The organism is Pseudomonas thivervalensis, assembly GCF_001269655.1.
GTDB lineage: Bacteria > Pseudomonadota > Gammaproteobacteria > Pseudomonadales > Pseudomonadaceae > Aquipseudomonas > Aquipseudomonas thivervalensis.
Map to the genome: position 1 here is coordinate 24,282 of NZ_LHVE01000014.1, position 25,706 is coordinate 49,987.

Consider the following 25,706-nt stretch of genomic DNA (forward strand, 5'->3'; position numbering starts at 1 on the left):
TTTCCTGCCGATCAAATAAAGCCCGAAGGTTAACCAAGCGGCTGGGGGTTGCCCAGCTCAGTCTTCGTATCAGACTTCAGTCCTCGATTTCACCGAGGGCCCGACGGGCGCTGTCATCGCCGGCCCGGGCGGCCTGGCGCAGCAGATCGTGGCCGATGCGTCGATCCCGGGCGTTGCCGCATTCACGGCACATCAACTGCCCGAGGCGACTTTGCGCAGCCACCACGCCTTCACGGGCCGGTTGCTTGAGCAAACGACCAGCCAAGTGCTTGACGCTGGGGCTGTCCCCGAGCCGCGGGTTATCGAGCAGCCACTCGGCCACCCGCATCGAAATACGCTTGGGTGGGGTAACACGAGAGGGTGTTGAGGTAACAGGAGTTGATACTGAGCGAAACTTCATAAAACACTGTGGGACAGATCGGAAGGCGCGCCACTCTACTCCTTTTTTCGTACGGGTAAAGCCGAAAAAAAACCGGCACGCCCGTGCTAGAGCAAGCGCTTGGGACAATCCACAGAACCTGTGGATAACTCAGTGGACAACCGACCCTGAACTCGCGCAAAGCCCTATGGAACGGGGCCTGCGCTCAAACTGACGATTTTTTCACCAGCAAAAAAAAGCGATGTTTTTCATTGACTTAAATTTTGGATACAGGCACCCACCCCGGATTGTTTCGACATGACAGAACGGTGACAAGTGGTGCCGCGAGTGTGCACAAGTAACAGCCGAACCGGTTATAACGCTGCGATTTTTTGGCGCATCTGGCGGTAGAAGCTGGGGATAACCTGAGGCCATGCGCGACGTGTGGGTAACCTAACCACACCAGCAGCCGTTGGGTTCCTGTGCTACGCCTTCGTTCTTGGATCGGGTTGAAAACCACCCTGGCGAGGGAGCTTGCTCCCGCTGGGCCGGGCTGGCGCTCCAGCGCGCAGCGGCCCTTTCTTTTGGGGCTGCTGCGCAGCCCAGCGGGAGCAAGCTCCCTCGCCACAGGTCATGGCTCGACTTGCTGCCAGGCCTAACTTGAATATTTTTTAACCAACGCTCTTCCCTTCACGGGTTCGATCCGTTAGTATTCGCGGCGTTAGTACCAAGCTGAAAGTCAATTCCGGGTCGAACACATCTCCGCGGTCAGCCATCCTTCAAAGGACGCCTCACCGAAAAAAGGAGACCGGCCCCCTCGATGGTTTCCAGGTAAACCTTGCGCCAACATAGCCTTTGATCGAATGCAAAGGGTGTTGCCAGGCTCATTACTCTGACCGAACCAACCTGCAAAATTGATCAGGATCTTCACCCTGGGCCCAGAACCTTTGCCCTCGATGTGTTGCCTGCCCTCCTAAGTACCTACCTGCCAGCCCAAGCGCGCACTTTATATAGCGCTCAAACTGGCTGCTTTGTTCCAGTCGGGTTCTTCGTTCGACCAATGGTGGTCGACGTTACTGGAACGTTTTAACGTTGCACGGTTCTTAACCGTGTCATTTGTAGGAACACCCATAACATGTCCAATCAAATCCACGCACAGGATGCTATCCGCACCCTCACCAACGCTTTTGCCCCGATGAACTGCCTGATCATGGCCGCTCGCAAAGGCTGCTTCAGCTTCACACTGGTCAACGAACACGGCATCGCCCGTCACAGCGAACGCTTGTACCCCGACCAGTACTCCAGCGCAGAGCCGCTGCAGGCCGTGATCGAGCGTACCCGTCAGGCACTGGTTGCCTGAGACGCCAGAAAGGCTGAAACCCCAAAGGCCCCGCCCATAAAGCGGGGCTTTTTATTGCCTGGAATTTCTCGATAAAGCGAAACGGCGTAAGCACCAAGGGATATAACAGTTATAACCGTTCGCTGAAGATGTTTTAAAAACAGTCCTTTACAGCGGGAATATGACACTACACTTCAAGTCAAGCGGCATGATCCGCTTCCGGCGGGGCCTGGACCGATCCACTGCTGCCAAGCCCACACTCTTCAGGCTCCGCCCACCTCACATTCCGAGGGTTTTATGGGTATCGCTGCCAGCGAACTGTGTCGATATGTGATCCGCCCGACGCTCCTCTACCTTGAGCGTCACAGCGCAACGGCGGAATCCTTGTTGCTGGGCATTGCCGCCAGCCAGTCCGCCTTGGGTTCAGCCCTGCATGATCGCCGCGGGCATGGCCTGTATCGCATTACCGAACCCCGGCACCAGGCACTCTGGGACCATTACCTGGCACGGGATCCGGAACGGGCCAGCCTGGTACGCGGCCTGGCCAGCCAGCACGCCTTTCTCAGCGGCCCGCATCTGGAATTGACCGTCAACCTGCGCTACGCCACCGCCATCGCCTGGCTGCTGGTGGAGGAACAGAACACCGCGCTTCCGGACGCCGATGACCTGCTGGGCATGGCCCGCATCTGGCGCCAGACCTTTCATCCCCAAGGGCGCCTGCGAGATTTTACCTGCGCCTGGCAAAGCTGTGTTTCGCCGCTGAATCAGGTCGCCTGCTGATGGGAAATTTGGAAACTTCCTACAACGGTCGCGAATCTGGTCGGATTGTCCTACAAAACCGCTCTAAATCAAGCCATCCAGGCTATAGCGCTTGAACGAAAATGTTGGTAATTTTCGCCCCGGTGATCACCAGGAGTTCTAACAATGAAAAAAATGATGCTCAAAACCACCCTCGGCCTTGCCGTTACCTTGGCATCCACGCAACTTTTCGCCAGTGGTTTTGCCTTGAACGAACAAAGCATCAGTGGCATGGGCACTGGTTTCGCAGGTCGTTCTTCCTCTGCCGATGACGCCAGCACCGTGTTTGGTAACCCGGCCGGCATGTCGCGCCTCAAGCGCCAGCAAGTCACCGGTGGTTTCGCCGCCATTGATGCCTCCACCGATATCGACGATGCCAGCGGCACCCAATCCGGTTCCAACAAGGGCGACATGGTCCCGCTCACCGGCGTCCCGATGGGTTATTACGTCAAGCCTATCGATGATCAATGGGCTTTCGGCCTGGGTGTCTACGCACCGTTCGGCTTGATCACCGATTATGAAAACGGCTTCCAGGGCCGGAGTTTCGGCAGCAAGAGCGAAGTGAAAGTCGTCACGTTCCAGCCAACCGTCAGCTATGCCTTCAACGACAAGGTCTCGATCGGTTTCGGCCCGACCATCAACCGTATTTCCGGCAGCCTGGAATCGCAGCTCGGCGTACCAGGCCTGCCTGAGGCCGGCGTGGAGATCAAGGGTGACGACATCGGCTACGGCTACAACATTGGCGTGCTGGTCCAGGCAACGGACACCACTCGTGTCGGCCTGACCTACCATTCCAAAGTCAAGTACAAGCTTGAAGGCCACACGGAAGTGAACCCGGGCGCCGGTACACCTGGCTTCCTGCTTACCGACGGTCGCTACGACGCTTCGCTGGACATCACCACCCCTGAATCGGTCGACCTTTCGGTTACCCAGCAAATCAATGATGCCTGGACCGTCTACGCCGGCAGCACCTGGACTCGCTGGAGCCGCCTGAAAGAAATCACCGTGGAAAACGAAGGCACCGGCAGCGGCGGCGGCTTACTGAACCCTGCTCTCGGCACCATCACCGAAGAGCAGAACTGGCATGACACCTGGGCCTACGCCATCGGTACCTCCTACCAGTTGAACAAGCAGTGGGTATTGCGTACCGGCCTGACCTTCGATCAGGCACCGACCAACAACACTGACCGTTCGCCACGCATCCCGACCGGCGACCGGACCATCTTCAGCCTGGGCGCCGGCTGGAGCCCAACCGAAGACCTGACCATCGACGTGGCTTATTCCTACCTCAAGGAAGAAAAAGTCAACGTCAGCGGCAACAATGCCCTCGGCCAGTCCTACAACGCCAAATACGAAAACAGCGCCAACGGTTTTGGTGTGGGTGCAACCTACCGCTTCTGATAATTCACGGCGAACCTGAACCTCTCGCCACCTGAAGCAAAAAAAGCCCCGCTCTCTGCAAAGAAGCGGGGCTTTTTCGTGGCCAGCAATCAGGGTTGGGAGGCAATGGCCGTCTCTACCGCCTTGATGAAATCGGGATCGTCAGGCTTGATCCGGCTGGAAAAACTGCCAACGACTTTACCCTGGCGGTCCACCACATATTTGTAGAAATTCCATTTCGGCGCGCCGGATTGTTCAGCCAGGTGCTTGAACAGCGGTATCGCATCCGCACCACGTACGGGCTGCGGTTCGGTCATGGTAAAGGTCACGCCGTAATTGACGTAGCAGACCTTGGCGGTTTCAGCACCGTCCTTGGCTTCCTGCTTGAAGTCATTGGACGGCACCCCCAACACTTGCAGCCCTTGGTCCTTGTAGCGCTGGTTGAGCGCCTCGAGGCCTTTGAATTGCGGGGCAAACCCACAGAAGCTGGCGGTGTTGACCACCACCAGTGGCTTGCCGGCGAAGCGTTGGCACAAATCAACGGTTTCCTTGGCCCGCAGTTTGGGCAACGAACCCTCCAGCAACGGCGGGCAACCCGCGGCCCAGACGTGCCCGGTCACAGCCAACAACAGGGCGGGAACAGCAAACCAGCGCATCAACATGTCGGTATGTCCTTAAAAACCTGTCAGACCACGACGTTACTCCCCCACGCCTGACGCCGTCCATTGCTCAACACGTGCCCATGCCCAACTGCATCAAGGCCAACCCGCCCTGATGCCAGCCCCACCAGGCGAACGCCAGCAGCAGGCCGGCGCCGACCGCGATCAACCACGGGCCGACGCGACTCATGCCGCACCGACCTGGACTTGCAGGCGCGCCACCGGACGTTCACGCACCGGCCAATTCAACGCCGCTGCCAACAGGCTGAGCAGGATCGATACCTGCCAGATCAAGTCGTAGCTGCCGGTGCGGTCGTACACCACGCCGCCCAGCCAACCACCGAGGAACGAGCCCAACTGATGGAACAGGAATACGATCCCACCCAACATCGACAGATTTCGAACACCAAACAGGGTCGCCACCGTGCCGTTGGTCAACGGCACCGTCGACAGCCACAAAACGCCCATCGCCATGCCGAACAGGTACGCCGTGGTGGTCGTCACTGGCAACCACAGGAACAGACCGATCACCACCGCCCGCATCAGGTACAACCCGGTCAACAGGCGCGGCTTGGACATCCGCCCACCCAGCCAACCGGCGGTGTAGGTACCAAAGATGTTAAACAGCCCGACCAGGGCCAGCACAGTGGTGCCGACACTGGCGGGCAGGTGTTGGTCCACCAGATAGGCCGGCAGGTGTATTCCGATGAAAACCACTTGGAAACCACAGACAAAAAAGCCCACGGCCAACAGCCAGAAACCCGAATGACTGCACGCCTCGCGCAAGGCCTCGGCCAGGGTCTGTTCATGACCGACGACCGGCAACGGCGCGTCCTTGAGCATGCTGACCAACGGCACGATCAACGCCACCAGCAGCCCCAGCGCCAGCAACGCCGCCGACCAACCGAGCCAGCCGATCAGCCCCAGCGTACCCGGTAGCATGGCGAACTGGCCGAAGGAACCGGCGGCGCTGGCGATACCCATGCCCATGCTGCGCTTTTCCGGCGGCACGGCACGTCCGACCACGCCCAGGATCACCGAGAAGGACGTACCCGACAGACCGATGCCAATCAAAAGGCCCGCGCTCAGCGACAACGACCATGGCGAATCGGCCATGCCCATGAACACCAGGCCGAGTGCGTAGAGCACACCGCCAATCAGCACCACTTTCGCCGCACCGAAGCGGTCGGCCAGCGCGCCGGTGAACGGCTGCGCCAGGCCCCAGATCAGGTTCTGCAAGGCAATGGCGAAGGCGAACACCTCACGGCCCCAGCCGAAATCGGCACTCATGGGCGCCAGAAACAAGCCGAAGCCATGCCGCACGCCCAGGGACAACGCCAGGATCAGCGCGCTGCCCACCAGGACCCAACCACAGGTACGCCACATCGATGTCATTCTTGTTCTCCAGTCGCGGGTATATACCCACTTATCATCGGACGAACCGGCTTCACGCCAGCTCATCCAGCAAGGCCAGCAAGGTCGCGCGTTTTTCCGCGCCCAGCTTGTCGATCAGTTTCTGTTGCGCCGCTTCCCAGGCCGGCAGCGCTGCGGCCAACCGGGCCCGCCCCGCGTCCGTGAGCACGACGATGCGGTTACGCAGGTCGTCACCCTCGGCCAACGCCACCAGCCCCTCGCCCTCCAGCACCCGCAGGTTGCGCCCCAGGGTGCTGCGGTCCAAGCCCATGGCCTCGGCCAGGGAAGAAATACTTGGCTGGTCCAGGCGCGCCAGGTTGTTCAGTAAAGAATACTGGGCAACGTTGATCCCGAAGCCGTCGAGGGCGCCGTCGTAATACCTGCTGACGCCACGTGCGGCACGACGCAGGTTGATGCACAGACATTGGGAAGGAAGCATGATGCGTGTATATACCCGCGACTAAGTGAATGCAAATTTAAATGAACGCTGTCCTGTCGACAAGATCCGGATTCAACTCACCGCCAAGGCGACCAGAACGGCCGTTTCCAGCAACTCCAGCAAGGCGCCCGCCGTATCCCCGGTGCAGCCCTGCAACCTGCGCAGCATCATCCGTCGCAACCCGATGAAGACCAACGCGGCCACGACCAACGTCAACAGCCCGGCCCACCCCAACAGCAGCAGGCAGCCCAGCGCGCAGGCAGCCAACACCTGCCAGCCCGAACGTCGCGGCAGGTGGTCGGCCAGCGCTTGGCCCAACCCACCGGCACGCACATAGGGCGTTGTCAGGAACAACCCCAGCAATGCGCCACGCCCCAGCATCGGCACGATGAGCAATGCCAAGGCCTGCTTCTGCTCGATCAACGCCACCAGCGCAGCCCATTTGAGCAGCAGCACCACCACCAGCGTCACGACGGCAATCGGCCCGCTGCGCGGATCCTTCATGATCAGCAGCGTCCGTTCGCGATCGCCGAAACCACCGAGCCACGCATCGGCGCTGTCGGCCAGGCCATCCAGGTGCAACCCTCCGCTAAGCAGCACCCATGCCGTCAGCAGCAGCGCGGCATGAAGCAGCAACGGCGCGCCGAGCAATAGCGAATCCAATGCCCATAACAGCCCACCGAACACTAGCCCCACCAGCGGATAGAACAACAGCGAACGGCCCAGTTGTCCGGGCTCGGGCATGCCGGGCAGGCGAACCGGCAGGCTGCTGAGAAATTGCAGGGCGATCCAGAAGGGCAACATCGTCACTCCGCCTCTTTGAGCGCTAAACCCGCCGACACCGCCAAAGAAAACAGCGCGCCATGACCGACTTCGACGTTGAGCAACTGCTCCCGAGGCAGGCCACGGGCCTGGGCCAGCAGCAGGCGCATCACGCCCCCGTGGCTGACCAGCAAGACCCGCTGACCGGCATAGGCCGCGTGCAGGCGCTCGACCGCCGCCAGGACGCGGCTGGAAAATGCCAGCACCGGCTCACCATCGGGCGGCGTGAAGGCATAGGGATCGGCCCAGAACTGGCCCAGTGCCTCGGCATCGGTGTCCATCAGCGCTACCGCACTACGCCCTTCCCAGGCGCCAAAATGCAGCTCTTGCAGGTCTTTGTCCAAGTGCACTGGCACGTTGAGCCGGGCGCCGAGTTGCTCGGCGAAACGGGCGCAGCGCTGCAAGGGCGAGCTCACCAGGCGATCCCAGGGCCCGCCTTGCTCGACAGCCGCGTGCATCTGCTCCCAGCCCTTGGTCGTCAAGGCATCGTCGAGGCTGCCGCGCAAGCCGCCGCCCAGCTCGGTTTCGCCATGACGCAGCAGGTCCAGGCGCAAGGTCATGCCGGACGATCCGCCACGGCCGCTTCGGCAAAGGTCGCCATTTGCCCGTGCAGGTCACAGGCCAGGCGCAACAACGGCACCGCCAACGCCGCGCCACTGCCCTCGCCCAGGCGCAGGCGGAGATCCAGCAGCGGTTCGGCGCCGAGGGTTTCCAGCACGTGACGATGGCCCGGCTCGGCACCGCGATGGCCAAACAGCAACCACGGTCGGCACGCGGGGTTGAGGCGTACCGCCACCAGGGCCGCGACGCTGCAGATGAAGCCATCCACCAGCACGGCGACGCCCTGCTGGGCACAGGCCAGGTACGCACCGACCAACGCGGCGATTTCAAAACCGCCGAGGTTGTACAGGGTCTGCAACGGGTCGTTGCCTTGGGCGGCGTGCAGCGCCAGGGCCCGCTCGATCACCTGGGCTTTGTGGCTGACACCCGCAGCGTCCAACCCCGTGCCCGGCCCCACCAGATGCGCCACCGGGCATTCGAGCAAAGCGCAGGCCAGGGCGCTGGCGGCCGTGGTGTTGCCGATGCCCATCTCGCCGCCGATGAACAATTGCGCCCCGGCCGCGACGGCACGCAGCACACTGTCGCGCCCGGCATGCAGGGCCTGCTCGCCCTGGCTCAATGTCATGGCCGGGCCCTGGGCGAAATTCGCCGTGCCCGGCCCGACGTTCAGGTGCCGCACACCGGGCAGGTCCAGCGCAGGCGTGACGGTGCCGAGGTCGACCACTTCCAGGGACGCGCCCAGTTGCCGCGCCAGGACGCTGATGGCCGCGCCACCGCTGACGAAGTTGAGCAACATTTGCCCGGTGACCTCTTGGGGATAGGCCGATACGCCCTCGGCGACCACGCCGTGGTCGCCGGCGAAAATCGCGATCCACAGCCGGTCCAGGCTTGGCTTGACCTGCCCTTGCAGGCCCGCCAGTTGCACTGCCACCGATTCCAGCCGCCCCAGGGAGCCGGCCGGCTTGGTCAGCTGTTGCTGACGGGCCGCGGCCAGTTCCAGTGCTTGGTTATCGACGGGCTTGCACGGGTCCAGCCACCAGCGATGATTCATAACGCAGTACCTTTGAGAGTCAGGGGCAGGCCGGCGACGGTCAGCACGACGCGCTGACAACGTTCGGCCAGGGCTTGATGCAGCCAACCGGCTTCATCGACGTAACGGCGAGTCAGCTCGCCCAGCGGCACGACACCCATGCCGGTTTCGTTGCTGACAAAAATGATCTCCCCAGGCAGCGCGGCCAAGCTGTCCAGCAGCGCTTCGCGTTCGGCGTTCAGTTGCTCGGGAGCGTCGAGCATCAGCAGGTTGGTCAGCCACAAGGTCAGGCAATCCACCAACAGGCATTGCCCGGGGGCGGCGTTTTCCCGCAGCACCCGGGCCAGGGCCAAGGGCTCTTCCACCAGCGCCCATTCGGCCGGCCGGCGGGTGCGGTGCTGGGCGATACGCGCGTTCATCTCGCCGTCCAAGGGTTGGCTGGTGGCGATGTAGGTCACCGGCAAACCGGTGTCTGTCGCGAGTTTTTCGGCCAGGCGACTCTTGCCGGAGCGGGCGCCGCCGAGGATCAGTTGCAGCATGGGTCATTACCTTTTATTTGGCGCTATCGCGAGCAAGCTCGCTCCCACAGGGGCTTGTGTATACCCATAAATCCAATGTGGGGACATGGGCTGGTGGTGTTGCTGCCGGCCCCATCGCGAGCAGGCTCGCTCCCACAGTTGATTTAGGTGTGCCTGAATTCTGTGATCATCAAAGATCCTATGTGGGAGCGAGCTTGCTCGCGATGAGGCCGGTACAGCCACCTCAAATCCCACAAAGCTCACGCAACAATCCAGTATCCAGATGCCGCTCCACCAGATCCGCCAGCCGCTCGATGTCCCGCTCGCGCACCCCGTGGTAATCCACCGCCTGCACATCCTGCAACCCCGCCCAACGCAACAACGCGCAACTGGCCGCCGGTGATTCGAACAGACCATGCAGATAAGTGCCGAACACCTGTCCGTCGAGGCTCTGGGCGCCGTCGCAACGGCCGTCTTCCAGATGCACCGCCGCGTTTTCCAGGGCCGGGCCGCTGGTCACGCCCGCGTGGATCTCGTAGCCGCTGACCTCGGCCGCTTCCAACGCCAATCGCCCGCGCACATTGCGCAATTGCTTCTCGTGTTCCAGCGTCGTTTCAAACTCCAACAGGCCCAGCCCGGCACTGGAACCGGCCGCGCCCTCCAGGCCCAACGGGTCGTGGACCTGTTGGCCGAGCATCTGCAAACCACCGCAAATCCCCAGCAACTTTCCGCCGTAGCGCAGGTGACGATGGATCGCTGCTTCCCAACCGTTGGCGCGCAGGTAAGCCAAGTCGCTGCGCACGCTTTTCGAGCCGGGCAAAATGATCAGGTCGGCCGGCGCAATGGCCTGACCGGGGCCGATGAATTGCAGGTCGACCTGCGGGTGCAGACGCAACGGATCGAAGTCGGTGTGGTTGCTGATGCGCGGCAAGATCGGCACCACCACCTTGAGCACTTGCTCGGCCTTGTCGATCTGGCGCTGATCGAGGCCGTCCTCGGCTTCCAGGTGTAGATCCATGACGTACGGCAACACGCCGATCACCGGCTTGCCAGTGCGCGCCTCCAACCAGTCCAGGCCCGGTTGCAGCAAGGCGATGTCGCCGCGAAAACGGTTGATGATGAAACCTTTGACCCGCGCCTGTTCGCTGGGGGACAGCAGCTCCAGCGTGCCGACCAGATGGGCGAACACCCCCCCGCGATTGATATCGGCGATCAGCAGCACCGGGCAATCCACCGCCTCGGCAAAGCCCATGTTGGCGATGTCGCCGGCACGCAGGTTGATCTCGGCCGGCGAGCCGGCGCCTTCTACCATCACCACCGGATAGGCCGCGCTCAAGCGCGCGTGGGAGGCCAGCACGGCTTGCATCGCGATGGCTTTGTAATCGTGATAAGCCACGGCGTTCATGGTGGTGACGGCGCGGCCATGAATGATGACCTGGGCGCCGGTATCGCTGTTGGGCTTGAGCAGCACCGGGTTCATGTCGGTGTGCGGTTCGAGGCCGGCGGCCTGGGCCTGCACCGCCTGGGCGCGACCGATTTCGCCGCCGTCGGCCGTCACGGCGCTGTTGAGGGCCATGTTCTGCGGCTTGAACGGCACCACGCCCACACCCTGGCGCCTGACCCAGCGGCACAAGGCCGTGACCAGGGTACTTTTACCGGCATCGGACGTGGTGCCCTGCACCATTACTGTGGTCATGGGTTGTCCTTGGCGTAGGCATCGAAGGCTTGTTCGAGGCGCAGGAATTCGCCGTCGTCGGCCGGAAGCCCGAAGCGCAGGCTGCTGGTGTTCACGAACAGACGTAGCAGAATGCCGCGCTGGGCCATGAAATCGTGAAGCCCTTGGGCGTGTTCGGTGACCAGCCACTGGAACAATCCGCAACCGCCCTGAGGTTTGAAGCCCTGGCGTTCGAGCAACAGCGCCAGGCGTTGGCTGGTGGCTTCGCAGCGTTGGCGCTGGCGCTCATGGGCGGCGCTGTCCAGCAGGCAGGCCTGGCCCAGCACCCGGGTCGGCCCGCTGACCACCCACGGCCCGACTTGTTCGGCGAGCAACCTGAGCAAGCGCCGCTCGGCCAAGACAAAGCCCAGGCGCACCCCGGCCAGGCCAAAGAACTTGCCGAACGAGCGCAGCACGATCAGCCCGACCAGATGAGTGTGCGCCGCCAGGCTCAACGATGGGGTGACGTCCATGAAGGCTTCATCCACCACCAGCCAGCCACCGCGCTGGGCCAGGCGGGCATGCCAGTCCAGCAAACGTTCCGGGTCCAGGCTCAGGCCCGTGGGGTTGTTCGGATTGACCACCACCAGCACGTCAAGGCTGTCGAGGAAAAAGTCCACTTCCGCCTCCAGCACTTCGCGCACGATATAGCCACTGCGGCGCCAGGCTTCGGCGTGTTCGGCGTAACACGGCGACAGGACGCCGACCTTGCCGCTGCGACGCAAACGCGGCAACAGTTGGATGGCCATCTGCGAACCGGCCACCGGCAGCACGTCCAACGCACCGTAATAATCGCAGGCGGCCTGTTCCAAGCCGTCATCGGTTTCCGGCAGGCGCGCCCAGGCTCGCAGGGGAATCGCCGGGACGTCGAACGGCCAAGGCGCGAGGCCGCTGGACAAGTCGAGCCAATCAGCCTCGGCTATACCGTATTGCCGGGCCGCGCTGCGCAAGCGTCCGCCGTGCTCAAGCATAAAACTCAGCTCCCAGGCAGAGAATCAGCAACCACAACCATACCCCGCGCTGGACCAATTGCCAGCCGCGATCAATCGAGTCCGCACTCGCCGGCACGCCTTCGCCCAAGGGGGGACGTTGGTGCAGTTCGCCGTGGTAAACCGCCGCCCCGCCCAGCTCGACACCCAGCGCTCCGGCCCCGGCAGCCATCACCGGTCCGGCGTTGGGGCTGTCCCAGGTCGGGCCCTGGGTGCGCCAGCATTTGAGTGCGAGACGGGTCTTGCCGAGCAGCGCGTAGGTCAACGCCACCAGGCGCGCCGGAACGTAGTTGAGCCCATCGTCAATCTTGGCTGCCGCCCAGCCGAAGCGTTCGAAGCGTTCATTGCGATAGCCCCACATGGCGTCGAGGGTATTGCTCAGGCGATACAGCACCACTCCGGGCGCGCCGGCCACGGCGAACCAGAACAACGCGGCGAACACCGCATCGCTGCCGTTTTCCAGCACCGATTCGGTGGCAGCACGGGCCACGGCGGTTTCATCCAGCTCGGCGGTTTCGCGACTGACCAGATAGCCTACACGCTGGCGCGCCTGCTCCAGATCACCGCTGCGCAGCGCCCGCGCCACCGGCTCGACATGTTCACCGAGGCTGCGCAGGCCAAGGGCACAGTACAACGCCAGGATCTCTACCAACCAGCCCACCATCGGCGCCCACGACAGGGCCGTAGCGAGCAGCGTCAACGGCACCACCGCGATCACCCAAGCCGTCACCCCGTGGCTGCGCCAGCCGCGTCCGCCGGCATTGAAGCGCTGCTCGATGCGATCGGCAAAACCGCCGAACGCCACCAGCGGATGCCAGCGCCGGGGCTCGCCTAGCAGCGCATCCAGCGCCACTGCGGCGGCACTGAGCAAGGCCACACTCATGGGCTCACTCCCCAACGGTTTTCATACAGCAGTTCATTGAGCGGACGCGGTTGCGCCCACCCTTCCAGGGCGAGCATCGGCGCCGGGTAGAAACCCTCGACCGGGCCCAGGCAGAGGACCGCCAGCGGCTTGGCCCCGGCGGGCAGGCCTAGCAGGTCGGCCAGGGCTTGCGGTTCGAACAACGACACCCAGCCCATCCCCAACCCTTCGGCGCGGGAAGCCAACCACAGGTTCTGAATCGCACAGGACAGCGAGGCCAGGTCCATTTCCGGCAAGGTCCGGCGGCCGAAGATGTGCCGTTCGCGGTCGTCCATCAAGGCCGCCACCAGCACTTCGGCGCAGTCGTTGATGCCTTCGACTTTGAGTTTCATGAATACGTCGCTGCGCTCGCCCAGGGCCTCGGCGGTGCGAATGCGTTCCTGCTCCACCAGTTGGCGGATCTGCCCACGCAAGGCACGGTCGCTGATGCGGATGAACCGCCACGGTTGCATCAGGCCAACGCTGGGGGCCTGGTGCGCGGCTTCCAGCAGACGGCGCAGCAACGCCGGCTCCACCGTGCCGCCGCTGAAATGACGCATGTCGCGGCGCTCGGCGATGGCGCGGTAGATGGCTTCGCGTTCGGCCTGGGAGAAAGCGGTGTCGGTCATGGCCGCTTCGCGAGCAAGCTCGCTCCCACATTGGTTGGCGCTGCACTTGAGATCACTGGATCCCCTGTGGGAGCGAGCTTGCTCGCGATAGCGGTCTCAGCATCGGGCGCAAACAACGCAGCAATCGCCCTGGGATTGGACGGAAAATAAAAATGCACATAGGACGCCGTCATCCGCCCCTGCCGGAAAACGGCCTCCGCCCCTCGCCCGCCATTCGGGCTATGGCCACGGGCGATCGGTTCAAGCTCGGTGCTGGTCAGGGAGTGATGGTAGGTGTGCCCACGCAAGTTGCCTTCCGGCAAATCCACCGATTGCAGCGCCAGGGCCGCCAGGCGCTTTTGCATCTGCGCATCGCCGGCCAGCAAACCCAGCAGTTCGGCGCGCACGCCGTCGACATCGGTCAATGAATCAAGCAGGTACAACATGCCGCCACATTCGGCGAGCAACGGTTTATCGGCGGCGTGGTGAGCACGGATCGCGGCCAGCATCGGCGTGTTCCCGGCCAACGCAACGTGGTGCAACTCTGGATAACCGCCGGGCAGATAAAGGCTGTCCGCCTCAGGGAGTTCGCGGTCGTGGATCGGCGAAAAGAAGCTAAGTCGGGCGCCCATGGCCCGCAGCAGATCAAGACTGGCGCCATAGGTGAAAGCGAACGCTTCGTCACGGGCCACGGCGATGCGCACCCCATCGAGCCACGGCTCAACGGCGACCACCTCGGGCGCGGCGAACGCCACGGCCGGCGGCAGCGCCACTTCGCAACTGCCGGCCAGGGCCTCGGCCGCCGCGTCGAGGCGCAGGTCGAGGTCGTTCAATTCACTGGCCTGGACCAACCCGAGGTGACGGCTGGGCAATTCGATGCCGGTTTCCCGGGACAGCGCGCCGTACCAACGCAAGCCTTCGGTCAGGCTGCCTTCGAGCAATTGCGCGTGGCGCAAGGTGCCGACCCGGTTGGCCAAGACCCCGGCGAACGGCAGGTCCGGTTGATAACGCGCCAGGCCCAGGGCCAGGGCGCCGAAAGTCTGGGCCATGGCCGTGCCGTCGATCACCGCCAGCACCGGCACGCCAAAATGCCGTGCCAGATCGGCGCTGGACGGCGTACCGTCGAACAGCCCCATCACCCCCTCAATGAGGATCAGGTCCGCTTCGGCGGCGGCTTCCCACAACAGCCGGCGGCTTTCCTGCTCGCCGACCATCCACATGTCCAATTGATAGACCGGCGCACCGCTGGCCCGCTCCAGGATCATCGGGTCGAGGAAGTCCGGGCCGCATTTGAACACGCGCACCTTGCGTCCCTGGTTGCGATGCAACCGCGCCAGCGCCGCGGTGACGGTGGTCTTGCCTTGGCCCGAGGCCGGCGCTGCGATCAGCACCGCCGGACAGTGGCGGCCAGTCATGGCGGGATCGCTCACAGTTCGACGCCTTTCTGCGCCTTGATGCCGGCCTGGAATGCATGTTTGATCATGCCCATTTCAGTCACGGTGTCGGCCAGCTCGATCATCTCGGGCTTGGCGCCTCGACCGGTCACCACCACATGCTGCATCGGCGGACGGGCCTGCAGATCGCTCAGGACCTGGTCGAGGTCGAGGTAGCCGTGCTTGAGGGCGATGTTCAATTCGTCGAGCACCACCAGGCCGATGGAGGGATCACTGAGCAACTGACGCGAAACTGCCCAGGCAGCTTCAGCGGCGGCGATGTCGCGCTGGCGGTCCTGGGTTTCCCAAGTGAAGCCTTCACCCATGACGTGAAAGCGCACCTGCTCCGGGAAGCGACGGAAAAACAATTCTTCACCGGTACTGTTGCGGCCCTTGATGAACTGCACCACGCCGCACTGCATGCCATGACCCATGGACCGTGCCAGCATGCCGAACGCCGAGCTGCTCTTGCCCTTGCCGTTACCGGTCAGCACCAGCAGCAGGCCGCATTCATTCGGCGAGTTGGCGATGCGCTCGTCGATCACGGCTTTCTTGCGCAGCATGCGCGCCAGGTGGCGTTCGTCGCGATCAGACGTATCGGTGATGAGGGAGTCGGTCATGGGGAAGCCTCCGCAGGGGATTGGATAACGGCGGGCGGGCACGAAAAAAGACGGCAACAAGCCTGGCATCGCCCACCGTGATGCCGTTGGATGAATCAGGCCGGTCTCCGGGCTCATGAGCGGCGTGGTGCCTGGCTGCGCGCCTTCCCATGTCATCCGACACAGTGGCCTATACGTAGCGTTGACTCATTTACCGTTGCGGGGGCAGCGCCGGGTTCGTGTGCACTCACCGGCTTCCCTGTTTCACTCTGTCGAACGCGGTCACAGAGCACCTGAAACAAGCGGCGAAGGTTAGAGGGTTGGGGATGGAGCGTCAATTAAAGCCGCCACGGCTCACGCACGGAACATTGGCCAGGATCAATAAAGTGACGTCAATCTTGTGCCACGCTACGGCAAATGATATCAAATAGGCATCACGACCCGATATCACAAGAATAAGAGGGCAAGACATGCAAGGCATGATCATCAGCAATCCAAAATTGGAATTCCTGCGCCCGGTGCTGGAACGCTGGTTTGACTCTATCGACCGCTACAACGCCGTGCGCGGCGATAACGACACGCCCTACTGGTTCGATGAACGGGCCAACCTCGGCTTGCTTTCGGCCGCTGCCTGGATGGCCGAGATGGTCACCCTGCAGAACGCGCCGACCCGTAAGCAGAATGAAGACGGCGAACGCAACGTCAGCGCCGATCTGTTCATCGCCAGCACCGAGGAACGCGCCTTCATCCAGGCCACCCAACGCTGGCCCAAGGTCAATAACCTTAACCTGACCCAACCGCTGTCGGAAGTCGCCAGCGATGCCAAGCGCATCAGCTACGCCAGCGACCTGAAGTTGGGCTGCCTGTTCGTCTCGCCGCAAAAAGCCCAGCAAAGCGCCACGCCTGAAGAACTGCAGGACATGATCGACGACCTGCAAAAGGAAAACACCTGCGCCGTGGCCTGGTATTTCCCCTACGCCTACCGCAAGTTGCGCAACGAAGCCGGGCAGTACCATCCCGGCATTGCGGTGTTGTTCAAACAGGCTCATGGTTGATTCGCTCAGCAAGGAGCGGTGAAAGACCACGGTGGGAGCGAGCAAGCTCGCTCCCACACAGGATTTTCAGCCGGACACAGCACTCATATACACCGCAGACATCTTGCCTGACTGACTGGCCTACCCACAGTTGAACCATCGCGCGTCTACGCTCCTCTATGAATAACCACATGCATTCATAGGGAAGCCAGCATGCTCAAGCCACCTCATCTTCTGATCGTCGCCCTTGCCGCCGGGCTTGTCGCTTGTGGCGAGTCTTCCACTTTGCAAGTCTCCGACGGCACCGGCCCTGCGCCGAAGCTGCCTGAACCGAACAAGACCCTGATCCCCACCGTCAACATCGCCGAAGCCATCGGCTGGCCGCAAGGCACCAAGCCAACGCCAGCCCAGGGCCTGCAAGTGGGCGCATTTGCGGAAGGGCTGGACCATCCACGCTGGCTCTATGTGTTGCCCAATGGCGATGTGCTGGTGGCCGAAACCAATGCCCCGCCCAAGCCAGACGATTCCAAGGGTGTCCGTGGCTGGGTGATGAAAAAGGTCATGGGCCGCGCCGGTGCCGGGGTGCCCAGCCCTAATCGCATCACACTGCTGCGCGACACCAATCACGACGGCATCGCCGAAACCCGCACGGTGTTCCTGGAAAATCTCAACTCGCCGTTCGGCATGACCCTGGTCGGCAATGACCTGTATGTGGCCGACACCGACCGACTGATCCGCTTCCCCTATAAAGAGGGTGATACGCAAATCAAGGCACAACCGACCAAGGTCGTCGATCTGCCCGGGGGCACGCTCAATCACCACTGGACCAAGAATGTGATTGCCAGCCGCGACGGCAGCAAGCTGTACGTCACCACCGGGTCGAACAGCAACGTCGCGGAAAATGGCATGGAGGCCGAAGAAGGTCGCGCCGCCATCTGGGAAGTGGACCGTGCCAGCGGCAATCACCGGATCTTCGCCTCCGGTCTGCGCAACCCCAACGGCCTGGCCTGGGAGCCGCGCAGCGGCGCGCTCTGGACAGCGGTGAACGAGCGGGATGAGATCGGCAGCGACCTGGTGCCGGACTACATCACTTCGGTCAAGGACGGCGCCTTTTATGGCTGGCCCTATAGCTATTACGGGCAGAACGTCGATGCCCGGGTCGAACCGCAGAACCCGGCCCTGGTGGCCAAGGCCATTGCCCCGGACTACGCCGTCGGCCCGCACACGGCATCATTGGGCCTGACCTTCGCCGAGGGCAGCGCCTTGCCCGCCCCGTTTACCGAAGGAGCTTTCATCGGTCAGCACGGTTCCTGGAACCGTAAGCCCCACAGTGGCTATAAAGTGATTTTCGTACCGTTCAATGGCGGCAAACCGGTGGGGCAACCCGTGGATGTGCTGACCGGCTTCCTGAACGCCGATGAAAAAGCCCAAGGCCGCCCGGTGGGGGTGGTCATCGACAAGCAGGGTGGGTTGTTGGTGGCTGATGATGTGGGGAACAAGATTTGGCGGGTGTCGAAAAACTAGGGCTGAAACCGATCCCCGTGGCGAGGGAGCTTGCTCCCGCTGGGTTGCGCAGCAGCCCCAAGCTTTCTAGCGGTTGCTGCGCAACCGAGCGGGAGCAAGCTCCCTCGCCACAAAAGCACTCCAGCGGCGCAAAAATTCAATCGTCAAGGATTACGCGCCAGGTGTTCCGGCTGCAGCACACGCTTGGCACCCAGATAAGCCTTCTGCCAATAAGCCTTGGACAGGCTGTCGAGCTTGACGGTGCCGCCCGTGGCCGGCGCATGGACGAAGCGCCCTTCGCCGACATAGATCCCGGCATGGCTGACCTGGGAGCCGCCGTTGGTGGCGAAGAAAACCAGGTCACCGCTCTGCAACGCGTCCTTGCCCACTTCTGGCGCCCGCATGCTGATCATTTCCCGCGTGGAACGTGGCAGGGCAATACCGGCGGCGTCGCGGTACACATAACCGATCAAGCCACTGCAATCGAAACCTGAATCCGGCGTGTTGCCGCCCCAACGATAAGGCGTACCCACCAGACCCAGCGCCCGAAAGAGTACATCTTCGGCGGCCGGCGAAAAGGGTTGCGAGGGGGCGAAGACCACCGGAGCCCGCACGGGTGCTGGCGGCGGGGTGCGGCTGGCGCACGCACTGAGCAGTGCGGCGAGGAAGATGAGCGCGAGGCGGGCCGACGTCGACATATGCAGAACAATCCTGACCTGGATGCGGCTTTTCTGCCGTGGGCATGAAAACAAATTCGCCTGCGGAGTACGCAGGCGGATTGCCATCAATCAATGATCAAGGATTCTAGCGGCTATGGGGCAAACTTCAAGTAAGACTTTAAGTTTGCCTTACAAACTGTGTGTGCTTACTTGCGAGCAGTGACCACAGTCGGTGCCATGGCGAGGGCGCGCTTGGCTTCGATGAAGGTCTTGTTCCAGTAGCTGTCGCCCAGGCTGTCGATCCGAACGCCACCGCTGCGGCGGCTGCTGGAATGGATGAACTGGTTGTCGCCCAGGTAGATACCGGCGTGGCTGACGCGACCGCGACGACCGTTGGTGCTGAAGAACAGCAGGTCACCGGGTTCCAGCTGGTTGCGCGCTACCAGCGGCGCATTCACGTTGATCATTTCGCGAGTGGAACGCGGCAGGTTCATGCCGGCCTCTTCGCGGAACAGATAACCGATGAAACCGCTGCAATCGAAGCCGGCTTCAGAGGTACCGCCAAAACGGTAGCGAGTACCGATCAACGACATGCCACGTTCCAGGATACTGTCAGCCAGTACTGGAAGCTGGTAAGGCTTGCTGCCGGCGAAGGCTGCGAGTTCTTTGTCGGAGGCCATTTCTTCCTGGAACGCAACGGAGGAAGACTGGGCAGTAACAGAGTTCTGGACCTGTGGTTGTGGCGCTTGCTGGGACACTGGAGAGTGGGCAGCGCAACCGAACAACAGGGTAACGAGTGCGAGAGGCACGAGGGGTGCGAAGCGATTTAGCATGGGCACGACCGTGGCTGAAGTAGTAAAGATGGCGAGACTATGCCTTCTATCAACCTCATTTGCAAATTCAATCGATGCAAATGTGACTTCTCGGTTTTACGTTTACATCTAAGCGCTTAAGCCCATTTTGATTGCCATGTGGCCTGCCGCCCAGCAGGACCGCGGGCTGTGGCGAGGGAGCTTGCTCCCGCTGGGCTGCGCAGCAGCCCCTTCTTGTGAGCGCTTCGCACTCAAGCGGGAGCAAGCTCCCTCGCCACAGAAGATCTCGTCGAAAAAACCGTTACCAGCCCAAAGTTTCTTTCAAGAAAGGAATAGTCAGCTTGCGCTGGGCCTGGAGCGAGGCCTGGTCGAGGCGCTCGAGCAGCTCGAACAATGCGCTCATGCTGCGTGTGCCACGGGTGAGAATGAAATGCCCGACTTCGTCGGTCAGGTGCAGGCCACGACGGGAAGCGCGCAGCTGCAAGGCACGGAGCTTGTCTTCGTCGGACAGCGGGCGCATCTGGAAAATCAGCGCCAGGGTCAGGCGGGATTTGAGGTCCGCCAGCTTCACCGGCAGCTCCCGGGGTGAGGTCGAGGCGGCGATCAACAAGCGTCGACCGCTGTCGCGCAAGCGATTAAACAGATGGAACAGTGCTTCTTCCCAGTCAGCCTTGCCGGCCACCGCTTGGAGATCGTCCAAGCAGACCAGCTCGTACTGTTCAAGGTTGTCGAGGATTTCAACGCCACGGTCGAGCAACTCGGCCAACGGCAGGTACACCGCCGGTTCACCCAACTGCTCGAACCGCAGGCACGCGGCCTGCAACAGGTGCGTGCGCCCTACCCCGTCCTTGCCCCACAGGTAGATCAGGCTTTCGGTCCAGCCGGCGTCGGCTTCGCAAAGCCGCTCGACATAGCCGAGTGCAGCGGCATTGGCGCCTGGGTAGTAATTGATAAAGGTGGCGTCATCGCGCAGACGCACACCTAGGGGCAGCTGAATCGGTTTCATGCTGACTGAACAGTTCCCAAGGAACCGTTAGTGGCCTCTGTGTAAAGTGCGCAAAGTTTATACCCGTGACGCGGACCGCACAATGCGCCGGACCACGAGCAAAATCAAAGGTTTGCAGCGACAAGGGGGCGGAGCGTCAGTTTCCCTGACACCCCGCCTGTCATTTGCCCTATAGGTCAGGGTCTTCGACGCCGCTATAGATATCCGAATCCTTGTAAAGATCGTGCATATGCCGCACCAGCACCATGATCACCGCCGCCACCGGCAGCGCCAGCAGGACCCCGGTGAAGCCGAACAACTCGCCCCCCGCCAGGATCGCAAAGATCACCGCCACCGGATGCAGGCCAATGCGGTCGCCCACCAACAGCGGCGTCAGTACCATGCCCTCCAGGGCCTGCCCGACCATGAACACCGCCACGATGCCAACCATCGGGTACAGGTCGCCGCCAAACTGGAACAACCCGGCGACCAATGCCGCGCCAATACCAATCACGAACCCCATGTACGGGACGATGGCCGCCAGCCCGGCGATCAAGCCGATCAACAACCCCAGCTCCAGCCCGACCAGCATCAGCCCTGCCGCATAGATGAAGCCCAGGGCCACCATCACCAGCAGTTGCCCGCGCACGAACGCACCCAGCACTTCATGGCATTCACCCGTCAGGGTCATGATGCGTTCTTCGCGATGGCGCGGCAGCAGGCTGCGGATCTTGGCCATCATCAGGTCCCAATCCCGCAGCAGATAGAAGGCCACCACGGGAATTAGCACCAGGTTCGCCAGCCAGCCGATCAACGCCAGACTCGACGCCGTGGCCTGGCTCAATACCACGCCGACGATGTCGGTGGTCTGGCCCATGTGCTCGCTGATGGCGGCCTTGACCTTGTCGAACTTCCAGAAGCCGTCCGCCAACCCCAGTTTCGACTGCACCCACGGCACCGCGCTGTGCTGCAACCAATCGAGCATCTGCGGCGCCAATTCGTACAGGCGCAGCAGTTGCTTGGCGAGCATCGGGATCAGCACCAGCAGCAACGCGACCACGATCAAGGTGAACAACGCAAAGACCGCCACCACACCCCATGTCCGCGACAGGCCGAGTTTCTCCAGGCGATCCACCACCGGGTCGAACAGATAGGCCAACAGCAGCGCAACCAGGAACGGCGTGAGGATCGGGTGCAGCAGATAGATAAACGCGAACAGCAGGGCAACACCACCCAACCAGAACCAACGCCGCGTATCGCCCATGAACCACTCCTAGCTATATAAAGAAAGACAACCTACCAACGGAACCGCAAGTTGGCGGCCGGCGCAGGCGCAGGTGCTGCAACCGGGGCCGAACCATCGGCAGCAGGGGGCGCCACCGGCGCCGGCGCGACGGCCTCGCCGGGTGGGACTTCCTGCAGTTTTGCCAGGGCCAACTGCGCTTTCAGTTGCTCGGCGCTGCCGTTGACCTTATAGACGATCCGGTCCCCTTCAACCCGCTGCAACTGCCCACCGAACGGTTCGAGCAAACGCCCAAGCGCCGCATAACGTTCCAGGTTCATGCCCTGCACTTCCAGCAGTTGCTCGGTGGCCACGCCCGGCTTGGCGACGAAACGCGGCGCCAGGCGCTGACTCACCGCAAGCATGACCGCATCGGCCAAGGCCGCGGGATCGGCGCCCTGGGCAGTGCCCTGCTCACGCTGGTCCCCCAGCCACAGGCGCCAGGTGCCATGCCACTGCCCGCCCTCTTCCTTGGCGTGGACCGCCAGCAAGGCGTCCGTCGCGTAGCGCTCCGAGGCCTCGCGCAGAGGCGCCGGGTCACTGCCTTCCAGGTTCGGCGCGGTGGCGACGATCTGCTCGCTCAAATCCGCCAGCGGCAGGTGCAGCGCCAGGCCCCGATGCTGCGCCGCACGCCGCAGCGATGTGGCGCTGGCCTGGCCGTCGCCCACCAGGCTGGAGCCCTCGGCCGAGTCGTTCAGCCACCAGCCCAGGATCGATGGCCGATTCGCGCTCCACAGCGACAAGCCTGCCGAGCGCAATGCCCGGTCGGTGCTCGCCGGGTCGAAGTCCACCTTGAGGCTTTCCGGCGGACCGGCATCGTAGCCATATTGAAGAATAATTTGTTGCGGGTCCTGGCGGATGGCCGCCAACCCGGGATTCTGGGCAGCCTTGGCGTCGCCGGTCAGGCGCAGCACCAGCGTATCCAGGGCGCGCAGCGTCGCCTGGTTGCGCTCCTCCGGCGTCTGGCTGGTGACCGGTTCGAGCACTTGATAGAGGCCATTGACGGTTTCGGCATGGCTCGCCAGGCTGATCAGCGACAAGCAGCCCACGGACAAGAATTTGAACAAACGCATGGAAGATTCCCGGACATAACGGCTGGAACAGGCCGTGTGAAGAAGATTGAGCATGGCTGTGACCACAGCACCCGGCAAATCATTCACACGCCCAGTGGAAGTTTCGCACGGTCATCACCATAACCGGTTACCGCTACACCTTATACAGAGGCGTTGCGCAGTACCAATATAAGAAATATCGGTTTTTTTCCGCGGATATGTCCCTGCCCGTCGGCACGAGGATGGCCGCTGCCCCTCAAGCCTGATAAAATCGCGCGCCTTCGCAGACCGGCAATGGCTGGGCTCCCGGAATAATTCGTACAACGGTTATTCAATGGCCCCGGCGATCGGTCGTTACCCAGAAATCCCCCTTTAAAGGCCTGGATCATGAGCAAGCAACCCTCCCTGAGCTACAAGGACGCCGGTGTAGACATCGACGCCGGTGAAGCATTGGTCGAACGCATCAAGAGCGTCGCCAAGCGCACTGCGCGTCCGGAAGTCATGGGCGGCCTGGGCGGTTTCGGCGCCCTCTGCGAGATCCCGGCCGGCTACAAGCAACCGGTCCTGGTCTCCGGCACCGACGGCGTCGGCACCAAGCTGCGCCTGGCCCTGAACCTGAACAAGCACGACAGCATCGGCATCGACCTGGTGGCCATGTGCGTGAACGACCTGGTGGTGTGCGGTGCCGAGCCGCTGTTCTTCCTCGATTACTACGCCACCGGCAAACTGAACGTCGACACCGCCGCCCAGGTCGTGACCGGCATCGGCGCCGGCTGCGAACTGTCCGGCTGCTCCCTGGTCGGCGGCGAAACCGCTGAAATGCCCGGCATGTACGAAGGCGAAGACTACGACCTGGCCGGCTTCTGCGTTGGCGTCGTGGAGAAAGCCGAGATCATCGACGGCTCGAAAGTCGCCGCCGGCGATGCCTTGCTTGCCCTGCCGTCCTCCGGCCCGCACTCCAACGGCTACTCGCTGATCCGCAAGATCATCGAAGTCTCGGGTGCCGATATTGAAAATACCCAGCTCGACGGCAAGCCACTGGCCGACCTGCTGATGGCTCCGACCCGCATCTACGTCAAGCCGCTGCTCAAGCTGATCAAGGACACCGGCGCCGTCAAGGCCATGGCCCACATCACCGGCGGCGGCCTGCTGGACAACATCCCGCGCGTGCTGCCAAAGGGCGCCCAGGCCGTGGTCGACGTGGCGAGCTGGACCCGCCCGGCCGTGTTCGACTGGCTGCAAGAGAAAGGCAACGTCGATGAAACCGAAATGCACCGCGTGCTGAACTGCGGCGTGGGCATGGTCATCTGCGTGGCCCAGGAGCACGTCGAGACTGCCCTGAACGTCCTGCGTGAAGCCGGCGAGCAGCCTTGGGTCATCGGCCAGATCGCCACTGCGGCCGAAGGCGCTGCACAGGTCGAGCTGAAAAACCTTAAGGCGCACTGATGTCCGCAACCTGTAACGTGGTGGTGCTGCTGTCCGGCACCGGCAGTAACTTGCAGGCCTTGATCGACAGCACGCGGACCGGCGACAGCCCGGTCCGTATCCGCGCGGTGATTTCCAACCGCGCCGATGCCTACGGCCTGCAACGTGCCAGGGACGCAGGCATCGACACCCGCGTCCTGGATCACAAGGCGTTCGAGGGCCGCGAAGCCTTCGACGCCGCGCTGATCGAACAGATCGACACCTTCAATCCGCAACTGGTCGTACTCGCTGGCTTCATGCGCATCCTCAGCGCTGGCTTCGTGCGTCATTACCAGGGCCGCCTGTTCAATATCCACCCCTCGCTGCTACCCAAATACAAAGGGTTACACACTCACCAGCGCGCGCTGGAGGCCGGAGACACGGAGCACGGCTGCTCCGTGCACTTCGTCACCGAGGAACTCGATGGCGGACCACTGGTCGTACAGGCAGTAATACCGGTAGAGTTGCACGACACGCCGCAAAGCCTGGCGCAACGGGTTCACGCCCGCGAGCACCAGATCTACCCGATGGCCGTGCGTTGGTTTGCCGAAGGAAGGCTGACCCTCGACGATCGCGGTGCCTCACTGGACGGCCAGTTGCTCGCCGCCAGCGGCCATTTGATTCGATACTAGGAGATTTTATGCGTCGCGCCCTGCTCTTCGCTTGCGCTCTGCTTGCCTTGCCCCTGGCACAGGCCGCAGACCTTCAACCGTTCTCCGCCAGCTACACCGCCGACTGGAAGCAGTTGCCCATGAGCGGCACTGCCGAGCGCAGCCTGACCAAGGAAGCCAATGGCACCTGGAAGCTGAGCTTCAAGGCTTCGATGATGATCGCCAGCCTGACCGAAGAAAGCACCCTGACCCTGGACAAGGACACCCTGCTGCCACAGTCCTACCACTTCGAACGGGGCGGCCTGGGCAAGGCCAAGAAGGCCGACCTGGACTTCGACTGGAACACCAAGATGGTCACCGGCACCGATCGCGGTGACGCGGTCAAGCTGCCGCTCAACCGTGGCATGGTCGATAAATCCACTTACCAGTTGGCCCTGCAACACGACGTGGCCGCCGGCAAGAAAAGCATGAGCTATCAAGTCGTCGACGATGGCGAAGTCGATACCTATGACTTCCGCGTCCTGGGTTCGGAGAAGGTCGACACCAAGGCCGGCCAGATCGACGCGATCAAGGTCGAGCGCGTGCGAGACCCGACACAAAGCAAGCGCATCACCGTGCTCTGGTTCGCCAAGGACTGGGACTATCTGCTGGTGCGCCTGCAACAGGTCGAGACCGACGGTAAGGAGTACAACATCATGCTCCAGGACGGCACGGTCAACGGCAAGGCTGTGAAAGGTAGCTGA

General features: G+C 62.5%; 27 protein-coding genes and 1 riboswitch. Of the genes, 8 read left to right on the forward strand and 19 right to left on the reverse strand.

Annotation, left to right across the window (positions count from 1 at the left end):
* Positions 1-76: 76 nt before the first annotated feature.
* A complete protein-coding gene (locus AD659_RS19625) occupies positions 77-400 on the reverse strand; it encodes an SEL1-like repeat protein (RefSeq protein WP_053124244.1) in 324 nt (107 codons plus the stop codon).
* Between the two features lie 1,093 nt (positions 401-1,493).
* Here AD659_RS19625 and AD659_RS19630 point away from each other — a divergent pair.
* The 3 genes from AD659_RS19630 (at position 1,494) to AD659_RS19640 (ending at position 3,896) form a co-directional block, all read left to right on the forward strand.
* Entirely contained in the window at positions 1,494-1,718 is a 225-nt protein-coding gene (locus AD659_RS19630; protein ID WP_053124246.1) for a hypothetical protein, read from the forward strand.
* 276 nt (positions 1,719-1,994) lie between these two features.
* Entirely contained in the window at positions 1,995-2,477 is a 483-nt protein-coding gene (locus tag AD659_RS19635) for a hypothetical protein (protein ID WP_053124249.1), read from the forward strand.
* 144 nt (positions 2,478-2,621) lie between these two features.
* Positions 2,622-3,896, forward strand: coding sequence for an OmpP1/FadL family transporter (locus tag AD659_RS19640; RefSeq protein ID WP_053124251.1), 1,275 nt, complete (start codon positions 2,622-2,624; stop codon positions 3,894-3,896).
* A gap of 89 nt (positions 3,897-3,985) precedes the next feature.
* Here the strand turns inward: AD659_RS19640 and AD659_RS19645 are convergent, their stop codons facing one another.
* From AD659_RS19645 to cobO, 13 genes are all read right to left on the reverse strand, one after another.
* Positions 3,986-4,537: a glutathione peroxidase gene (locus AD659_RS19645; RefSeq protein WP_053124253.1), complete on the reverse strand. Its 552-nt coding sequence runs from the start codon at positions 4,535-4,537 to the stop codon at positions 3,986-3,988.
* Positions 4,538-4,720: 183 nt separating this feature from the next.
* Positions 4,721-5,929, reverse strand: coding sequence for an MFS transporter (locus AD659_RS19650; RefSeq protein ID WP_053124255.1), 1,209 nt, complete (start codon positions 5,927-5,929; stop codon positions 4,721-4,723).
* Between the two features lie 52 nt (positions 5,930-5,981).
* The gene (locus AD659_RS19655) at positions 5,982-6,386 is read right to left on the reverse strand and encodes a MarR family winged helix-turn-helix transcriptional regulator (protein WP_053124258.1); all 405 of its coding nucleotides are present in this window, start codon (positions 6,384-6,386) and stop codon (positions 5,982-5,984) included.
* Between the two features lie 72 nt (positions 6,387-6,458).
* Positions 6,459-7,190, reverse strand: coding sequence for an adenosylcobinamide-GDP ribazoletransferase (locus AD659_RS19660; RefSeq protein WP_053124260.1), 732 nt, complete (start codon positions 7,188-7,190; stop codon positions 6,459-6,461).
* A gap of 2 nt (positions 7,191-7,192) precedes the next feature.
* Positions 7,193-7,768, reverse strand: a complete 576-nt coding sequence (cobC, locus tag AD659_RS19665) for an alpha-ribazole phosphatase family protein (protein ID WP_053124263.1) — start codon at positions 7,766-7,768, stop codon at positions 7,193-7,195.
* Complete coding sequence (gene cobT, locus AD659_RS19670; RefSeq protein ID WP_053124265.1) at positions 7,765-8,820, reverse strand: nicotinate-nucleotide--dimethylbenzimidazole phosphoribosyltransferase; 1,056 nt, start codon at positions 8,818-8,820, stop codon at positions 7,765-7,767. Before cobT ends, cobC begins: the two co-directional genes overlap by 4 nt.
* Positions 8,817-9,338 (reverse strand): bifunctional adenosylcobinamide kinase/adenosylcobinamide-phosphate guanylyltransferase, encoded by a 522-nt coding sequence (gene cobU, locus AD659_RS19675; protein ID WP_053124267.1) that lies wholly within the window; start codon positions 9,336-9,338, stop codon positions 8,817-8,819. The genes cobT and cobU overlap by 4 nt, the downstream gene beginning before the upstream one ends.
* Positions 9,339-9,561: 223 nt before the next feature.
* The gene (locus AD659_RS19680) at positions 9,562-11,013 is read right to left on the reverse strand and encodes a cobyric acid synthase (protein ID WP_053124269.1); all 1,452 of its coding nucleotides are present in this window, start codon (positions 11,011-11,013) and stop codon (positions 9,562-9,564) included.
* The gene (cobD, locus tag AD659_RS19685; RefSeq protein ID WP_053124271.1) at positions 11,010-12,002 is read right to left on the reverse strand and encodes a threonine-phosphate decarboxylase CobD; all 993 of its coding nucleotides are present in this window, start codon (positions 12,000-12,002) and stop codon (positions 11,010-11,012) included. The genes AD659_RS19680 and cobD overlap by 4 nt, the downstream gene beginning before the upstream one ends.
* A complete protein-coding gene (gene cbiB, locus AD659_RS19690) occupies positions 11,995-12,903 on the reverse strand; it encodes an adenosylcobinamide-phosphate synthase CbiB (protein ID WP_053124274.1) in 909 nt (302 codons plus the stop codon). The genes cobD and cbiB overlap by 8 nt, the downstream gene beginning before the upstream one ends.
* Positions 12,900-13,550, reverse strand: coding sequence for a 5,6-dimethylbenzimidazole synthase (gene bluB / locus AD659_RS19695; protein WP_053124276.1), 651 nt, complete (start codon positions 13,548-13,550; stop codon positions 12,900-12,902). The genes cbiB and bluB overlap by 4 nt, the downstream gene beginning before the upstream one ends.
* A complete protein-coding gene (locus tag AD659_RS19700) occupies positions 13,547-14,944 on the reverse strand; it encodes a cobyrinic acid a,c-diamide synthase CobB (RefSeq protein WP_053124881.1) in 1,398 nt (465 codons plus the stop codon). The genes bluB and AD659_RS19700 overlap by 4 nt, the downstream gene beginning before the upstream one ends.
* Before the next feature lie 11 nt (positions 14,945-14,955).
* A complete protein-coding gene (gene cobO, locus AD659_RS19705) occupies positions 14,956-15,582 on the reverse strand; it encodes a cob(I)yrinic acid a,c-diamide adenosyltransferase (protein WP_189664816.1) in 627 nt (208 codons plus the stop codon).
* Positions 15,583-15,663: 81 nt separating this feature from the next.
* Positions 15,664-15,873, reverse strand: a riboswitch (cobalamin riboswitch).
* A 158-nt stretch (positions 15,874-16,031) separates the two neighbouring features.
* Here cobO and AD659_RS19710 point away from each other — a divergent pair.
* Together AD659_RS19710 and AD659_RS19715 are read left to right on the forward strand one after the other, a co-directional pair.
* Positions 16,032-16,616, forward strand: coding sequence for a hypothetical protein (locus AD659_RS19710; protein ID WP_053124280.1), 585 nt, complete (start codon positions 16,032-16,034; stop codon positions 16,614-16,616).
* Between the two features lie 192 nt (positions 16,617-16,808).
* Positions 16,809-18,119, forward strand: a complete 1,311-nt coding sequence (locus AD659_RS19715; protein WP_053124283.1) for a PQQ-dependent sugar dehydrogenase — start codon at positions 16,809-16,811, stop codon at positions 18,117-18,119.
* A 143-nt stretch (positions 18,120-18,262) separates the two neighbouring features.
* Here the strand turns inward: AD659_RS19715 and AD659_RS19720 are convergent, their stop codons facing one another.
* The 5 genes from AD659_RS19720 to AD659_RS19740 form a co-directional block, all read right to left on the reverse strand.
* Positions 18,263-18,796, reverse strand: a complete 534-nt coding sequence (locus tag AD659_RS19720) for a C40 family peptidase (protein ID WP_053124285.1) — start codon at positions 18,794-18,796, stop codon at positions 18,263-18,265.
* Positions 18,797-18,963: 167 nt separating this feature from the next.
* Positions 18,964-19,590, reverse strand: coding sequence for a C40 family peptidase (locus tag AD659_RS19725; RefSeq protein WP_053124287.1), 627 nt, complete (start codon positions 19,588-19,590; stop codon positions 18,964-18,966).
* Between the two features lie 280 nt (positions 19,591-19,870).
* Positions 19,871-20,575 (reverse strand): DnaA regulatory inactivator Hda, encoded by a 705-nt coding sequence (hda, locus tag AD659_RS19730; RefSeq protein ID WP_003178999.1) that lies wholly within the window; start codon positions 20,573-20,575, stop codon positions 19,871-19,873.
* A gap of 169 nt (positions 20,576-20,744) precedes the next feature.
* A complete protein-coding gene (locus AD659_RS19735) occupies positions 20,745-21,818 on the reverse strand; it encodes an AI-2E family transporter (RefSeq protein ID WP_053124289.1) in 1,074 nt (357 codons plus the stop codon).
* Positions 21,819-21,850: 32 nt separating this feature from the next.
* Complete coding sequence (locus AD659_RS19740) at positions 21,851-22,909, reverse strand: DUF2066 domain-containing protein (protein WP_053124291.1); 1,059 nt, start codon at positions 22,907-22,909, stop codon at positions 21,851-21,853.
* Between the two features lie 366 nt (positions 22,910-23,275).
* Here AD659_RS19740 and purM point away from each other — a divergent pair, with 366 nt between their 5' ends.
* The 3 genes from purM to AD659_RS19755 are packed head-to-tail and all read left to right on the forward strand — an operon-like array spanning position 23,276 to position 25,706.
* On the forward strand, positions 23,276-24,334 hold the full coding sequence (purM, locus tag AD659_RS19745; protein ID WP_003204658.1) for a phosphoribosylformylglycinamidine cyclo-ligase: 1,059 nt from the start codon (positions 23,276-23,278) through the stop codon (positions 24,332-24,334).
* Positions 24,334-24,984, forward strand: a complete 651-nt coding sequence (gene purN / locus AD659_RS19750) for a phosphoribosylglycinamide formyltransferase (RefSeq protein WP_053124292.1) — start codon at positions 24,334-24,336, stop codon at positions 24,982-24,984. The genes purM and purN overlap by 1 nt, the downstream gene beginning before the upstream one ends.
* 8 nt (positions 24,985-24,992) lie before the next feature.
* Positions 24,993-25,706 (forward strand): DUF3108 domain-containing protein, encoded by a 714-nt coding sequence (locus tag AD659_RS19755; RefSeq protein WP_053124294.1) that lies wholly within the window; start codon positions 24,993-24,995, stop codon positions 25,704-25,706.

Excerpts from the sequence above, each read along its gene's own strand:
- AD659_RS19725 (WP_053124287.1), bottom strand. The coding sequence starts at position 19,590 with ATGCTAAATCGCTTCGCACCCCTCGTGCCTCTCGCACTCGTTACCCTG.
- AD659_RS19640 (WP_053124251.1), top strand. The coding sequence starts at position 2,622 with ATGAAAAAAATGATGCTCAAAACCACCCTCGGCCTTGCCGTTACCTTG.
- AD659_RS19660 (WP_053124260.1), bottom strand. The coding sequence starts at position 7,190 with ATGTTGCCCTTCTGGATCGCCCTGCAATTTCTCAGCAGCCTGCCGGTT.
- AD659_RS19740 (WP_053124291.1), bottom strand. The coding sequence starts at position 22,909 with ATGCGTTTGTTCAAATTCTTGTCCGTGGGCTGCTTGTCGCTGATCAGC.
- cobC (WP_053124263.1), bottom strand. The coding sequence starts at position 7,768 with ATGACCTTGCGCCTGGACCTGCTGCGTCATGGCGAAACCGAGCTGGGC.
- AD659_RS19650 (WP_053124255.1), bottom strand. The coding sequence starts at position 5,929 with ATGACATCGATGTGGCGTACCTGTGGTTGGGTCCTGGTGGGCAGCGCG.
- cobT (WP_053124265.1), bottom strand. The coding sequence starts at position 8,820 with ATGAATCATCGCTGGTGGCTGGACCCGTGCAAGCCCGTCGATAACCAA.
- AD659_RS19755 (WP_053124294.1), top strand. The coding sequence starts at position 24,993 with ATGCGTCGCGCCCTGCTCTTCGCTTGCGCTCTGCTTGCCTTGCCCCTG.
- purN (WP_053124292.1), top strand. The coding sequence starts at position 24,334 with ATGTCCGCAACCTGTAACGTGGTGGTGCTGCTGTCCGGCACCGGCAGT.
- cobO (WP_189664816.1), bottom strand. The coding sequence starts at position 15,582 with ATGACCGACTCCCTCATCACCGATACGTCTGATCGCGACGAACGCCAC.
- AD659_RS19700 (WP_053124881.1), bottom strand. The coding sequence starts at position 14,944 with ATGACTGGCCGCCACTGTCCGGCGGTGCTGATCGCAGCGCCGGCCTCG.
- AD659_RS19630 (WP_053124246.1), top strand. The coding sequence starts at position 1,494 with ATGTCCAATCAAATCCACGCACAGGATGCTATCCGCACCCTCACCAAC.
- AD659_RS19625 (WP_053124244.1), bottom strand. The coding sequence starts at position 400 with ATGAAGTTTCGCTCAGTATCAACTCCTGTTACCTCAACACCCTCTCGT.
- AD659_RS19735 (WP_053124289.1), bottom strand. The coding sequence starts at position 21,818 with ATGGGCGATACGCGGCGTTGGTTCTGGTTGGGTGGTGTTGCCCTGCTG.
- AD659_RS19715 (WP_053124283.1), top strand. The coding sequence starts at position 16,809 with ATGCTCAAGCCACCTCATCTTCTGATCGTCGCCCTTGCCGCCGGGCTT.
- AD659_RS19645 (WP_053124253.1), bottom strand. The coding sequence starts at position 4,537 with ATGTTGATGCGCTGGTTTGCTGTTCCCGCCCTGTTGTTGGCTGTGACC.
- AD659_RS19710 (WP_053124280.1), top strand. The coding sequence starts at position 16,032 with ATGCAAGGCATGATCATCAGCAATCCAAAATTGGAATTCCTGCGCCCG.
- AD659_RS19655 (WP_053124258.1), bottom strand. The coding sequence starts at position 6,386 with ATGCTTCCTTCCCAATGTCTGTGCATCAACCTGCGTCGTGCCGCACGT.
- cbiB (WP_053124274.1), bottom strand. The coding sequence starts at position 12,903 with ATGAGTGTGGCCTTGCTCAGTGCCGCCGCAGTGGCGCTGGATGCGCTG.
- hda (WP_003178999.1), bottom strand. The coding sequence starts at position 20,575 with ATGAAACCGATTCAGCTGCCCCTAGGTGTGCGTCTGCGCGATGACGCC.
- AD659_RS19720 (WP_053124285.1), bottom strand. The coding sequence starts at position 18,796 with ATGTCGACGTCGGCCCGCCTCGCGCTCATCTTCCTCGCCGCACTGCTC.
- cobU (WP_053124267.1), bottom strand. The coding sequence starts at position 9,338 with ATGCTGCAACTGATCCTCGGCGGCGCCCGCTCCGGCAAGAGTCGCCTG.
- AD659_RS19635 (WP_053124249.1), top strand. The coding sequence starts at position 1,995 with ATGGGTATCGCTGCCAGCGAACTGTGTCGATATGTGATCCGCCCGACG.
- bluB (WP_053124276.1), bottom strand. The coding sequence starts at position 13,550 with ATGACCGACACCGCTTTCTCCCAGGCCGAACGCGAAGCCATCTACCGC.
- purM (WP_003204658.1), top strand. The coding sequence starts at position 23,276 with ATGAGCAAGCAACCCTCCCTGAGCTACAAGGACGCCGGTGTAGACATC.
- AD659_RS19680 (WP_053124269.1), bottom strand. The coding sequence starts at position 11,013 with ATGACCACAGTAATGGTGCAGGGCACCACGTCCGATGCCGGTAAAAGT.
- cobD (WP_053124271.1), bottom strand. The coding sequence starts at position 12,002 with ATGCTTGAGCACGGCGGACGCTTGCGCAGCGCGGCCCGGCAATACGGT.